Genomic DNA, 12658 nt, shown 5'->3' on the forward strand with positions numbered 1-12658 from the left:
CCGCCCCTCCCGGTGGGTGAAGCGGCGAGCAATGCGTCCGGGCGAGCGAGCCGGGAGCCGAGATGCACGACGTCAGGGCGTGAAATCGTGCTCGGAGTGCCAGCTTGGTCGCCGGGTCCGGCGGGCCGCACTCAGACTCTGACAGTGGCACTGAGTGCCATCAAGCGTGGCCGTCTGCTAACTTCTGCGAATCTTTACTGGCTGTTTTGCCAAGGTTGCAAAGATCTGCGAGGTGCCTTGTGCGCTTACTCTGTGGGCGGCGGAAGGGGCCGGGATGAGCAAGACGTACGCGGGAGCGCGGCTGCGGCGGCTGCGCGAGGAGCGGCGCATGAGCCAGGCAGAGCTGGCCCGCGTCCTGGCAATCTCGCCCAGCTACCTCAACCAGATGGAGCACGACTCCCGGCCCCTCACCGTGCCGGTGCTGCTGAGGCTGACCGAGGCGTTCGGCGTCGACCCGGGGTTCTTCTCGGAGCGTGACACCAGCCGACTTGTGGCGGACCTGCGAGAAGTGCTCGCGAACGAGGTCACCGCTGCCCGGGTGTCGCCGTCCGATCTCGCCGAACTGGCATCCCGGATGCCGGCCGTGGCCTCGGTCCTGCTCGATCTCGGCCGGCGCAGCCACGCCCTGGCCGAGCGGGTGGCCGAGGCGGCCGACGGTCGCGGCAATGAGGACCCGGCCCTGCCGCGCTCCCCGCACGAGGAGATTCGTGAGTTCTTCTACCGGCGGCAGAACTACCTCCATGACGCCGACCTCGCAGCCGAAGAACTGGCCCGTGGTGTCGGCGTCCGCCCCGGTGAGGTGGTGCAAGCGCTCTCCGCGCGTCTCGTCGAGCGGCATGGAGTGCGTTTGGCCACGGATTCCGACCGGCTGCACCACTTCGACCCCGCCGCCCGGGTGCTACATCTGTCCAACCGACTGCGCCCCGGCCAGCAGGCGTTCCGCATGGCCACCCAGCTCGCCCTGCTGGAGTTCGGAGACCAGCTGTCCGCGCTCGCATCGGAGGACTACGCGGAGGGCTCCGCGACCTGGTCGCTCGCCCGGATCGGTGTCGCGAACTACTTCGCCGCCGCACTGATCCTGCCGTACAGCGCCTTCCACAGTGCCGCTGAGGAGGTCCGTTACGACATCGAACGGCTCACCGACCGCTTCGGCCTCGGCTACGAGACCGTCTGCCATCGCCTCAGTACCCTTCAGCGGCCACGCCTGCGCGGTGTGCCCTTCTCCTTCGTCCGGGTCGACCGGGCAGGCAACATGTCCAAGCGCCAGTCCGCCACCGGCTTCCACTTCTCCCGTGCCGGCGGCACCTGCCCGCTGTGGAATGTGTACGAGGCGTTCGCCGCACCCGGCCGGATCCACGTCCAGATCGCTGCCATGCCGGACGGACAGCGCTACCTGTGGACCGCCCGCGCCGTCACCCGCCACCGCGGTGGATGGGGCGAGCCCGGCAAGACGTTCGCCATCGGCCTCGGCTGCGAGGTCCGCCATGCCTCCCGGCTCGTCTACTCCGACGGACTCGACCTCGACAACACCTCCGCGGCCACCCCCATCGGCATGGGCTGCCGGATCTGCGAACGCCTCGACTGCCCGCAACGCGCCGTGCCACCTCTTGGCCGACCGCTCACCATCGACGAGAACAGCAGCACCTTCGTGCCCTATCCCGTCGCAGACGGGCCGGACCGACAATCCTGGTAGTCCCGCCCGGTCATTCCCCGGAAGCACACAGTCGTCGGGCTTCCAACGGTGTCACGGGCTCTCCCGCCCGCACGGAGTGCAGGACATGGGCCAGGACTTCCGCACCGCGGACCACTCTGGGCCCCGGCCGGTTGAAGTACGCCGGGCCATCGAGGACCCACACTTCGCCGTTGCGCACGGCGGGTAGCTCGTCCCACCCCGCAGGGTGCGCTCGGGCGCGAAGCCGCAGGGCAGGACGAGGACGACGTCCGGTCGTGCGGCGCGTACGGCGTACCACTCCATCGGCTTGGTGTGCTCGCCCGGCGACGCCAGCAGCGGCTCCCCTCCGGCGCAGGCAATCTGCTCGGGAACCCAGTGCCCGGCAGGCCAGAGCGGATCGAGCCATTCGATGGCCACCACACGGGGCCGCGGCAGCTGGGCGGTCAGCCGTTCCACCGCCGCCAGCCGCTCGCGCAGCTCCGATCGCCGCCGCTCGGCACGCTCGCGTACGCCCAGCAACTCCCCCACCCGGACCAGACAGTCGAGCACGTCGTCCAGGGTCCGGGGCTCCAGACTCAGCACCCTGGGCCCGCCGTCCAGCACCCGCACCGCCCGGGACACCCCGCTGTACGACACCGCGCACACGTCACACAGGTCCTGAGTGAGGACCACCTCGGGGGCAAGAGCGGCAAGTGCTTCGGTGTCCAAGGTGTAGAGCGAGGATCCCGAATGCGCCGCTCCGCCCACCGCGTCGGAGATTTCGCGGCTGCTGAGCGCATCAGCGGAGAACTCCGCGGCAGTGACAACCGGTACGGACTCCATCGCCGCGGGCGGCCAGTCGCACTCGTGCGTCCGGCCCACCAGGTCATCGATCAGGCCCAGTTCGGCCACGATGTCGGTGGCGGCGGGAAGCAGCGAGACAATGCGCATTCTCCGACCCTAGGGCTTCTCCTTCGGCTCACCGTGCCGACCACAGGAAGAACGGCGAGTACTGGTACTCGTACACCGTGCACGACGACCGCGACCTGCTGTGCACCGTCGAAGTTCCCGGTTGGTGACGCCCGGCGCCCCGCCGGTGACTCCGACTCACTCCCTGTCCACCTCCGCCGGCGAAACCCGCAACTCCTCCTGCAGCTCCGGGTGTTCCGCCGCTCGCTCCACGGCCAGTGCCACACGGAACTCCCGTCGGGCCCGTGCCCGCGCTCCTGCCGCCGCGTACGACTGGCCCAGGCGGCGCCGGATCGCCATCTCGAGTCGCGTGCGGTGCGGCTCCGAACGCCGCGAGATGCCTGCGTGCAGCGCCAACGCCTGGCGATGGCGGCGTTCCGCCTCCGCGAAGTCCTCAGCGACCGACCCCAGCCGTATCAACGTCAACGCCAGCAGCAGCGGGTCGCCGGCCTCCCGCAGTAATACCTCACCGCGCAGCAGCACCGACCGCGCCTCTGCCCGTTCGCCGATTGCCGCATGCCCGTCCGCAAGGGGGACCAGGCGCCGGCTGACCGGTATCGGGCGGCCGTTGCGCTCTGCCGCGGCGACCACCTCACGCGCGTCGGCGAACGATGTGTGCACCTCACCCTGCATGAACCGGCTCATCGACCGCAGCGCCAACACCAGCGAGCCTCCCCACTGGTCGTCGGCCCGTTCCAGGACCGGCAGCACCTCGTCCATGGTGGCCGCCACCGTGTCGTACCGCCCCTGCAAGTGGTCCTGGATGGCCAGACCGGTCAGAGGCAGCGCCGCCACCCGTAGGGCTGCCGCAGGACGTCACCTTCGAACTCGCCGAAGGTCAAGGAACCCGCCACGTGCCCGCCACTGCACGCGCCGAAGCGCGGCTGTCCGCCCAACCCCCCGCTCCCGCCCAGCCGCCGCGCCTCCCCCCAACTCGGCCCAACCGCAAGCGGTGATTCAACCGCGCACAACCCCCCATGACTGCCATGGCAGGTAGTCCGACAGCTGCTCCTACTCCCCCACCACCGTGGAGAGTCGTGTCGGATGCCCGGGTGGGTCAGCGGGGCGAGCAGTGCGAGTTTGCTGAGCCGGTGATGCGGCTCCCGTCGGGCGCGGCCCAAGTACTCCTCGCCGCCGGCGGGGTGGTGACATGCTGTGCCGTTTGGTGGCACGCTCGAATGCCGACTTGCAGCGCGTGATCGACCGGATGGTGGGATTCGATGGCATCGTGCAGGCCTCGACAGCGATCACGTCGGAGAATCCGGTGCGCTCCGGATCACTCCGCTGGTGCGCCAGGCCTCGCGGCAGGCGCCGTATGGACCGCTGACCGCTGGAGGACCGGCCTTGAGGGAGGGACCGAGAAGTGAGCTTCTGGGAGTACCTGGGCACCCGCTACCAGCAGTTGCTGGTGGACGCCTATCAGCACGCCAGCGCCGTCTTCCAGTGCATGGTCGTCGCCACGGTGCTCGGGGTCTTGACCGGCGTCCTCACCTACCGCACCGAGTGGGCGGGAAACCTCGCGATCACCACGACCGCAAGCATCCTCACCGTCCCCTCCCTGGCTCTCCTCGGCCTGCTCGTCCCGGTCGTCGGCCTCGGCGTCGCGCCGACCGTCATCGCGCTGACGCTGTACGGACTGCTGCCCGTGGTCCGTAACGCGGTCGTCGGGTTGCGCGGAGTCGACCCGGCCCTCGTCGAGGCCGCCAAGGGCATGGGGATGTCACGGTTCGCCCAGCTGCTCAGGGTCGAACTGCCCCTCGCCTGGCCGCCGATCCTCACCGGTGTCCGGGTGTCGACCCAGATGCTGATGGGCATCGCGGCGATCGCGGCCTTCGCCTCGGGGCCCGGGCTCGGCAACCAGATCTTCCGCGGGATCTCCAGCCTGGGCAGTGCGAACGCGCTCAACGACGTGCTGTCGGGGACGCTCGGAATCGTCGTCCTGGCCCTGCTGTTCGACGCCGGGTATGTGCTGATCGGACGGCTCACCATCTCACGGGGGATACGTGGCTGACTCTGCCGAAATCGTCGAACCGACCTCCCCGACGTCAGGCGCCGCAGGCCCCGGCGGATCCGCCCGATCCGCCGGGCCCGACCGGCCGGCCGCCGCCGGCGCGAGTATCCGGCTGGACAACCTCACCAAGCGCTATCCGGACAGCCAAGCCCCGGCCGTGGAGGACGTGACCCTGGACGTCGCGGCCGGCGAAACCGTGATCCTTGTGGGGCCCTCTGGCTGCGGCAAGAGCACCACCCTCAAGATGATCAACCGGCTGATCGAGCCGACGTCGGGGCGGATCACCATCGGCGGCGAGGACGTCACCGGCATCAACCCCGTGGCGCTCCGCCGCACCATCGGCTACGCCATCCAGGCCACGGGCCTCTTCCCGCACATGACCGTCGCCGAGAACATCGCGCTCGTACCGAAGATGGCCGGCTGGCCCCGCGCGAAGGTGCGGGACCGGGTCGAGGAGATGCTCGAACTGGTCGGGCTGGATTCCGGGGAGTTCCGCGGCCGCTATCCGCGCCGGCTCTCCGGCGGCCAGCAGCAGCGGGTCGGGGTGGCGCGGGCGCTGGCCGCCGACCCGCCCGTGCTGCTGATGGACGAGCCGTTCGGGGCCGTCGACCCCATCACCCGCGAGCGCCTGCAGGACCAACTCATCAGGTTGCAGCGCGAGTTGCGCAAGACGATCGTCTTCGTCACGCACGACTTCGACGAGGCCATCAAGGTCGGCGACCGGATCGCGGTGCTGCGCGACCGGTCGCAGATCGTCCAGTTCGACACTCCGGAAGCGATCCTGGCCAGTCCGGCGGACGACTTCGTCGCCGGTTTCGTGGGCGCGGGAGCCGGGCTGAAGCGGCTGCACCTCAAGCGCGTACGGGAGGTGGAGCTCGCCGACGTCCCGACCGCCACCGTCGACGACCCGCTCGAGACCGTCCTGGAGCTGCTGTACGCGGGCTCCGCCTCGGCCGACCACCTGCTGCTACTGGACCGGGAGCGGCGCCCGCACTCCTGGCTGCGACGCGAGGACCTGACGCGCGCCCGGAGTGCGCAACCCGCCGGAGAGCCGCTGCCGTTGTCGGCGGGCACCCCCGTACGGAGCCGGATCGGGGTGGACATGACGCTGCGGGACGCGCTGGAGGCGCTGCTGGCCGACGGTGCGGGCCGCGTCGCGGTCACGGGACGGGACGGCGCGTACGCCGGCGTGGTGGACATGCCGACACTGCTGAACGCAATGCACAGGGCGCCGGACGAGCGGGGAGCCGAGGAGGCTCGGCCGACCGGCCGGGGTGAGCCCGCGTGAGCCGGAGCGAGGTCGATGTCGGGGCCGGTGGTGGAGCCGCTCCCGAGGCCGGTTACGGGTTCCCGGCCCCGGGGCCGGCTCCAGGGCCAGGGCATGACGAGCCCGTGACCCGGCTCGCCGCACTGGACCGGGTCCCGCCCCGTATCACCTGGCAGAAGCTGGTGACGCTGCCGGCCTTCGTCCTGGTCGTCCTCGGCGCCACCGCGCTGTATCTCCGCACCACCGAGCTGGACTCGATCGCCAGGAACGCCCTCGCAGACGGCGCCGTGCGCACCGCACTCCTCCAGCAGACCGAACTCGTCGCGATCTCCACCTTCTTCGTGCTCATCATCGCGATCCCGCTGGGCATCGCGCTGACGCGCGGGGTCCTGCGCCGGGCCGCACCGCTGTTCGTCGCGGTGGCCAACATCGGCCAGGCGACCCCGGCCCTGGGCCTGCTGGCGCTGCTGGTGATCTGGCTCGGCATCGGCCAACGAGCCGCCCTGGTCGGCATCGTGGCATTCGCGGTGCTGCCGGTGCTGAGCAACACCGTGGCCGGCCTGAGGGCCATCGACCCGGCACTCGTGGAGGCGGCGCGCGGCATCGGGATGTCGCCGCTGCTGGTGCTGTTCCGGGTCGAACTGCCCCTGGCCGTACCGCTGATCCTGGCGGGCGTACGGACCGCGCTCGTGCTGAACGTCGGCACCGCGACGCTGGCCACCTTCGGCGGCGGAGGAGGACTCGGGGACCTGATCTCCTCCGGCATCACCAACCAGCGCATGCCGGTGCTGGTGCTCGGCTCCGTACTGACGGTCGCCATGGCGCTGATCGTGGACTGGCTGGGGATGCTCGTCGAGTTGCTGCTGCGCCCACGCGGCCTGGAGGTGGACTGATGCGCCTGACCCGGGTAAGGACGGCCGTCGCGGGCGCGGGCGCCCTGCTGCTCGCCGCCGCAGGGCTGAGCGGCTGCGGACTGACCAGCGGCAGCCCGCTGGCCGACTCGGTGCAGCCCGGCTCCATCGGGAAGGGGCGACCGCTGGAGGGCGCCCAACTGACCGTGACCTCCAAGGAGTTCACCGAGCAGATCATCCTGGGCCAGATCATGGGGCTGGTATTCAAAGCGGCCGGCGCGGAAGTCCTGGACCGGACGAACATCCAGGGCTCGATCGGTGCCCGCGAGGCGGTCAAGTCCGGTGCGGCGGACGGGATGTACGAGTACACGGGCACGGCCTGGATCACCTACCTCGGTCACACCAAGCCGGTCGTCGACCCGTACGAGCAGTGGGAGGCAGTACGCGACGAGGACCGCCGCAACGGCATCGCCTGGCTGCCCGCCGCCCCGCTCAACAACACCTACGCGCTGGTCGCGAACCGGGCGAATGCGCAGAAGTACCGGCTGCGCACTCTCTCCGACGTGGCACGTCTGACGAAGGAGGACCCGGGCGCGGCGACGATCTGCGGCGGAAGCGAGTTCTCGGTGCGCGAGGACGGCCTGCCGGGCGTGGCGAGGACGTACGGATTCGCCCTCCGGCGCGGGAACTTCAAAAAGATGGACGACGGCGTCGTCTACACCCAGGTCGCCAAGGGCGCGGCCTGCACCCTCGGCGTGGCGGCCACCACCGACGGCCGCATTCCGGAACTCGAGCTGAAGGTGCTGGAGGACGACCGGCACTTCTTCCCCAACTACAACGCGGCACCCGAGATGAACAGCGCCACGATGAGGAAGTACCCCGCCATCGCCGACGTCCTCGCCCCGATCACCAAGCGGCTGACGGGGGCGGAGGCCCAGCGGCTGAACGCGCGGGTGGACGTGGACGGGGAGGACCCGCACGAGGTGGCGAAGGGCTGGCTGGTGCGGGAGGGCTTCATCCGGGAGGGCTGACAGACGGCTTCGCCCAGGCTTGAGCTCCATCACAACCAGCTCACCGCCCCCGAAGAGATCACGGCACGACGGTGCATGTCGGCCCGGTCGTCCGGCAGCCACTTGGTGACGATGCCGGTGAGCATCTGCCCAGTCTCGGGATACCGTCTCGGCCGGCGAGGTTGCGCACGGCAAGCCCGCGCCGGACGCCTTCCTGGAGGCGGCGCGCCGCCTGGGAGTGTCCGCGGTCGGCTGCGCAGTCAGCGCCAAGTCAGCACGGGAGAGGTGATCAGGGGTGTTGACGTGGGGTTTCAGGTCAGCACCGAACCAGCACGGGAATCAGCACCAGGCCACCAACCCGTGGCGAATCACGCAACTCCGATAGGCCCTTTCCTCACTCCAATTCGCCCCCTGACCCAGCCCCCCATGCTCCCGTCATGGTGGTCGCGCGCACACTGACCCTCCGAACTGTGGTGTCCCACCACATGTGCCCCTGACCTGCGTCTTCCTACGGTGTGGCGACACGGAAACGTCCCCGCCAACTGTCCGGAAGTGGTGTCCATGGCCGCCCCCGCAACCGCTCCACCAGCTCCCAGTTCACTCAAGCGCATCGTCGCCGCGAGCCTCATCGGCACCACCATCGAGTGGTACGACAACTCATCCGAACAGAGCTCCGACCTTCGGTTATCCATCGAATCGGCCGTGTGAGTCAGCACGAAACCAGCACCGGATCTACGACGTGCTGTGCGCGCCCTCAATGCAAGCCAGCGCCCTCTTGGCGGCTCCGCCGCCCAGCAGCAAAGGGCGTCACGTGATCTCGGCCGTGACCGTCGCCTGGCGGTTCGCCACGTCGAGGCCGTACGTCTGACGGGTGTCGCCCTTGGTGATCTGCCGGACGAGGTCGCCGGTGTAGTAGCCGACGCTGCTGCCGTCGAGGCCGGTGGTGCGGCGCCCGAAGGCGTCGTAGCGGCCGTGGCCGTGGTGGTGCCGTGGGTGGTGGTGACCAGCCGGTCGGCTGCGCTTCCTGCCGCCGTACTTGCCCGAGCTCAACCCTGACGAACTCGTCAACGCCGAACTCAAGCACAGCCTCCCCAAAGGCCACCGGGCACGGAATCAGGCCGAACTCGCAGCAGATACCCGCCGGTTCTTCCGCAGACGCCAACGCCAGCCCCACATCGTTCCGGCTACTTCCACGGCCCCCACGTCCGCTACACCTTCAACGAGAACTCTTCGAGTCTCTGATCAATCCTGGCAACCTTGTTAAGTTCTCCCTCTTCCGTCACTCTCGAAAGTGCCCGATAATTGGCGCGTGGCTGACACCTTGAAAACAACACCCACACCCGTACGCCAATTACTGAGAGGGCGTTTCGGGTGGTTTTTTGTCGGTAGGACCGTGGACCTGGCGGGCTCGTCCATGACGACCGTGGCCTTGGCCCTCGCCGTGCTACAAGAATCCGGCCGAGCGAGCGACCTGGGAATTGTCCTCGCGGCAGACATGATTCCGACCCTCGTGCTCCTTCTTGTGGGGGGCGCGGTCGCCGACCGCATGAGTCGGCGCGTGCTGCTGATTTCAACCAACATTGCCTCAGGGTCCCTCATGGCGGCGATGGCCGCGACCTTGATCACAAACACTTACAGTCTGTTGCTCATCGCCAGCCTTGCATTCGTCAACGGCGTTGTGGGCGCATTCAGTTCACCGGCTCTGCGCGGCATCGTCCCCGAACTCGTCGAGCAGCACGATCTTCAGCGCGTCAACGCGCTCCTTTCGAGCATTCAGAACACCGTGCGTATTCTGGGCCCCGCCCTGGCGAGCATCCTGGTCACCACCATCGGGGGCGGGTGGGCCCTGGCGGTCGACGCGATCACCTTCGTGCTGGCCGCGCTGGCATTCACACGAATACCCGGTGCGACGCGGCCACCGGCTGCGGGTCAGCCGTTGTGGCGCGACCTTGTCGACGGCTGGTCCGTCTTCCGGTCCTTGCACTGGATTGTGGTCATGGCCATCTCGTTCGCCCTCATCAACGCGTTCAATGTCGGCCCATGGAATGTGCTGGGGCCGCAGGTGGTCTCGGACGAGGACGGCGCCGTGGGGTGGGGTGCGGTGCAGTCCATACGAGCTGTTGGACTGCTGGTCATGAGCATCGTCGCCGTCAAGATCGTGCTCCGTCGCCCTCTTCGCGACGGCCGGATCTGGGGCACGCTCGCGGGATTGCCCCTCCTGGCTCTCGGGCTGTCAGGCGAGGCCTGGGTAGTGGCTGTTGCCGCCTTCATCGGGGGCCTCGGTTTCTCGGTTGCCGCCATCACATGGGAAAGCACACTGCAGGCGTCGGTCCCGCAGGAGAGCTTGTCGCGGGTCGCCGCGTATGACGACCTGCTTTCCTTTCTCGCGATCCCCCTCTCGCAAATTGCCGTGGGTCCGCTCTCACAGGCATATGGAGCAAGAGAGATCTGCATCATCTGCGGCATTGCATACATGGCAGCCTGCCTGTTCCCCCTCCTCAACAAGCAAGTCCGCAATCTGCGTTCCTGACCGGACCGCAGGAGCGGCCGGTGCCCTTGGTCCCTGTATCAGACTCCATTGAGGAGTGAATGGGATTAAGGGCGCCGGCCGCTTCGGGTTTACGGGTCGGCCGCTCCAAGCGGGCCCTGCCACTCAACGTAGCCCACCAATCTGGGTACGCCATTCGGCCCTCGATGCGCGATGACGGCGGCAGCCCGGACATCGGGCGACATAGAGAGCACCGACTCGACTTCGTCAAGCTCGATCCGGACTCCCGAAACCTTCACTTGACGGTCGAAGCGCCCGATGAACTCGATTACACCGTCGGGTCTGATCCTCGCCCGGTCACCGGTCCTATACCAGCGTCGCTGCTGCCCAGTTCTGGTATCTACGACGAACTTCTGATGGGTGAGTTCGGGTAGACGGAAATAGCTGTCAGCGACACAGGGACCGCCGGCCCAGAGCTCTCCCGCCTCACCCGGCCCGACGTCGATCCCGTCCGCGTCGACAATCCGCAGCAGGGCATGCCTGAGAGGCCTTCCGATGGGAATCGACTCACTGCGTACATCTTCAATGGTCACGTCGTGCGTCGAGCACCAGACCGTTGCCTCGGTGGGGCCGTACATGTTCACGATACGAACGCCATTAAGAGCGTCCACCAACCGTCGAGCAAGTCCAAGAGGAAATACCTCTCCCCCGACGGCCAGCGCCCGTAGCCCTCGGAGCGACTGCAACGACTCCTCGTAGGAGGTGATCGCCGTCAGCAGGGAGGGTGTGGCCTGCATCAGGGTAGGTCGGAACCGCGCCATCAGTTCCGGCAGGCTGTCCTCGCTCCGCGCGTCCAGCCGGTTGACCATCCCCGAGGGGCTGACAATGCTGGCTCCGCCGCGGGTGACCGGCCAGATCAGCTCCATCAGTGCGATGTCGAACGACACGCTCGTCACGGCGAGAAAGCGGTCCTCGACAGGCACCCCGTACGCCACGTCGAGAGCCTCGAAGAATGCCGCGACGTTTGCGTTCGTGACCACTACTCCTTTGGGGCGCCCTGTGGAGCCGGAGGTATAGATGACATACGCAGGGTCCTGCGGCCGTGGCGTGGGCAGGTAACTGCATGCGAGTTCGGACGAGACACTGGCATCGGGCGGTACCTGGACCATCCGCACGGCAAACGCCGATCCGCTCGTATGCGTGATGAGGGCGGAAAGCTCTGCGTCCTCGATGACAGTGCGCAGTCGCTCGCTCGGGTGTCCCGGGTCGAGGGGGACGTAGGCCGCACCCGCCGCAGAGACACCCAGCAGAGCTACCGCGAGGTCCACGCCCCGCTCGACCACCACCCCGACCCTGTGTCCGGGGCCGATACCGCGCGCCACCAGGTTGCGGCCCAGGGCCTCTGCACGCGTCACCAGCTCGCCATAGGTCAGCGCACGGGTGGTGTCCAGGACGGCCTGTCGGGAAGGGAATTCTAGAGCCACGGCGCGCAGCTGATGAAAGATCGAACGCGTCAGGATCACTGTCCCCCCACATCGTCGCGGGCTGATGCGAACGCGAGCAGCCTTGAGAACGCCGCCCGGTCGTTCATCAGGCTGGTGTGGTCTGGGGCCGACGAGATCATGAGCCAACAGGATCCGATGCCTCGCGCTGTTCGGATCTGCTCGCTGAGCGGGACGTACAGATCGTCAGCGACGGCTACCGCGTAGATCGGCACGGTGTTGTGCAACAGAAGCTCAAGGTCGTAGAGGCTTCCCCATTGCGCAAAACGGGCGAGTTCGTCGGCAACGCCCGCGAACGGCTGGAGCAGTGCGATCTGTTGGAACATCCACGGGAAGGACACCTCGCCGTAGAAACAGAAGGGATGTGAGCCGGGCCCGAAGTCCGGATCGCTCTCGTAGAGGCGTTGTGCGGTCCATCGCGTGGCGCAGCCGGGAGCCCCGTACGTGTATTCCTGGAGGTAGAACAGCGGAGAGGTCGTGAACAGGGTGGAGGCGCCCACTGAAGTAATGAAGTCTACGGCCAGCTCGTCACCTGCCCATGCCGTGCCGACGAGCTTATGGAGCGCTGCCATCCCCCCTCGATACGACGTGACATGTAACATTGCACACTTCACGTTGCACAGAAAGGGGTTGGGAGATACTTGTTGGACTGATGTGCAGTCAGAGGGGCGTGTGACGTAAGTGAATCGCCCTGTGCTCCAGTGGGTTCTTCGCCAGGTGGGTGTGGTCTCGTCTGTTAAGCGCTCCGCCGTGCGTGACCCGCACGCGCCACCAGCGGGTGTTCGCCCCGAAGTCGGCAATACTGCCGCCCGCATCGTGAAAGCCGATGCTCTCCCATCACACGACAGCCCGGCCCCGATCACCCACGACCTCCCTGTTCACGTGCCGTCCGGCACGGGTCCGAGGTGG

The 12658-nt window shown here is 68.0% G+C and carries 11 protein-coding genes and 2 pseudogenes; 8 read left to right on the forward strand and 5 right to left on the reverse strand.

Annotated features, from left to right (window positions below; all coding sequences use genetic code 11):
* Nucleotides 1-274 precede the first annotated feature (274 nt).
* Nucleotides 275-1693 (forward strand): short-chain fatty acyl-CoA regulator family protein, encoded by a 1419-nt coding sequence (locus OG735_RS04490; RefSeq protein WP_327321831.1) that lies wholly within the window; start codon nt 275-277, stop codon nt 1691-1693.
* A 51-nt stretch (nt 1694-1744) separates the two neighbouring features.
* On the opposite strand, the gene OG735_RS04495 is transcribed toward OG735_RS04490, so the two are convergent.
* Nucleotides 1745-2602: an ABC transporter substrate-binding protein gene (locus tag OG735_RS04495; protein WP_327321832.1), complete on the reverse strand. Its 858-nt coding sequence runs from the start codon at nt 2600-2602 to the stop codon at nt 1745-1747.
* A 156-nt stretch (nt 2603-2758) separates the two neighbouring features.
* Complete coding sequence (locus OG735_RS04500) at nt 2759-3415, reverse strand: hypothetical protein (RefSeq protein WP_327321833.1); 657 nt, start codon at nt 3413-3415, stop codon at nt 2759-2761.
* A 349-nt stretch (nt 3416-3764) separates the two neighbouring features.
* Between OG735_RS04500 and OG735_RS04505 the strand changes: the two are divergent.
* The 6 genes and pseudogenes from OG735_RS04505 to OG735_RS41835 all read left to right on the forward strand — a co-directional run.
* Nucleotides 3765-3925: pseudogene (locus tag OG735_RS04505) on the forward strand (Lrp/AsnC family transcriptional regulator); the annotation flags it as partial.
* Nucleotides 3926-3983: 58 nt separating this feature from the next.
* Nucleotides 3984-4631 carry an ABC transporter permease gene (locus OG735_RS04510; protein ID WP_327321834.1) on the forward strand — a complete coding sequence of 216 codons (648 nt, stop codon included), beginning with the start codon at nt 3984-3986 and terminating at the stop codon, nt 4629-4631.
* On the forward strand, nt 4624-5919 hold the full coding sequence (locus OG735_RS04515; RefSeq protein ID WP_442812380.1) for an ABC transporter ATP-binding protein: 1296 nt from the start codon (nt 4624-4626) through the stop codon (nt 5917-5919). Before OG735_RS04510 ends, OG735_RS04515 begins: the two co-directional genes overlap by 8 nt.
* A complete protein-coding gene (locus OG735_RS04520) occupies nt 5916-6791 on the forward strand; it encodes an ABC transporter permease (RefSeq protein WP_442812381.1) in 876 nt (291 codons plus the stop codon). The genes OG735_RS04515 and OG735_RS04520 overlap by 4 nt, the downstream gene beginning before the upstream one ends.
* The gene (locus OG735_RS04525; RefSeq protein ID WP_327321838.1) at nt 6791-7780 is read left to right on the forward strand and encodes a glycine betaine ABC transporter substrate-binding protein; all 990 of its coding nucleotides are present in this window, start codon (nt 6791-6793) and stop codon (nt 7778-7780) included. Before OG735_RS04520 ends, OG735_RS04525 begins: the two co-directional genes overlap by 1 nt.
* Before the next feature lie 127 nt (nt 7781-7907).
* Nucleotides 7908-8036: pseudogene (locus OG735_RS41835) on the forward strand (HAD family phosphatase); the annotation flags it as partial.
* Nucleotides 8037-8566: 530 nt separating this feature from the next.
* Here OG735_RS41835 and OG735_RS04535 read toward each other — a convergent pair.
* Nucleotides 8567-8827, reverse strand: a complete 261-nt coding sequence (locus OG735_RS04535) for a hypothetical protein (protein WP_327321840.1) — start codon at nt 8825-8827, stop codon at nt 8567-8569.
* A 241-nt stretch (nt 8828-9068) separates the two neighbouring features.
* Here OG735_RS04535 and OG735_RS04545 point away from each other — a divergent pair, with 241 nt between their 5' ends.
* Nucleotides 9069-10289, forward strand: coding sequence for an MFS transporter (locus OG735_RS04545; protein WP_327321841.1), 1221 nt, complete (start codon nt 9069-9071; stop codon nt 10287-10289).
* An 89-nt stretch (nt 10290-10378) separates the two neighbouring features.
* Here OG735_RS04545 and OG735_RS04550 read toward each other — a convergent pair whose 3' ends face one another.
* Together OG735_RS04550 and OG735_RS04555 are read right to left on the reverse strand one after the other, a co-directional pair.
* On the reverse strand, nt 10379-11770 hold the full coding sequence (locus OG735_RS04550) for an amino acid adenylation domain-containing protein (protein ID WP_327321842.1): 1392 nt from the start codon (nt 11768-11770) through the stop codon (nt 10379-10381).
* On the reverse strand, nt 11767-12321 hold the full coding sequence (locus OG735_RS04555; protein WP_327321844.1) for a hypothetical protein: 555 nt from the start codon (nt 12319-12321) through the stop codon (nt 11767-11769). Before OG735_RS04555 ends, OG735_RS04550 begins: the two co-directional genes overlap by 4 nt.
* Nucleotides 12322-12658: the final 337 nt, after the last annotated feature.

It is taken from the genome of Streptomyces sp. NBC_01210, assembly GCF_036010325.1.
Lineage (GTDB): Bacteria > Actinomycetota > Actinomycetes > Streptomycetales > Streptomycetaceae > Streptomyces.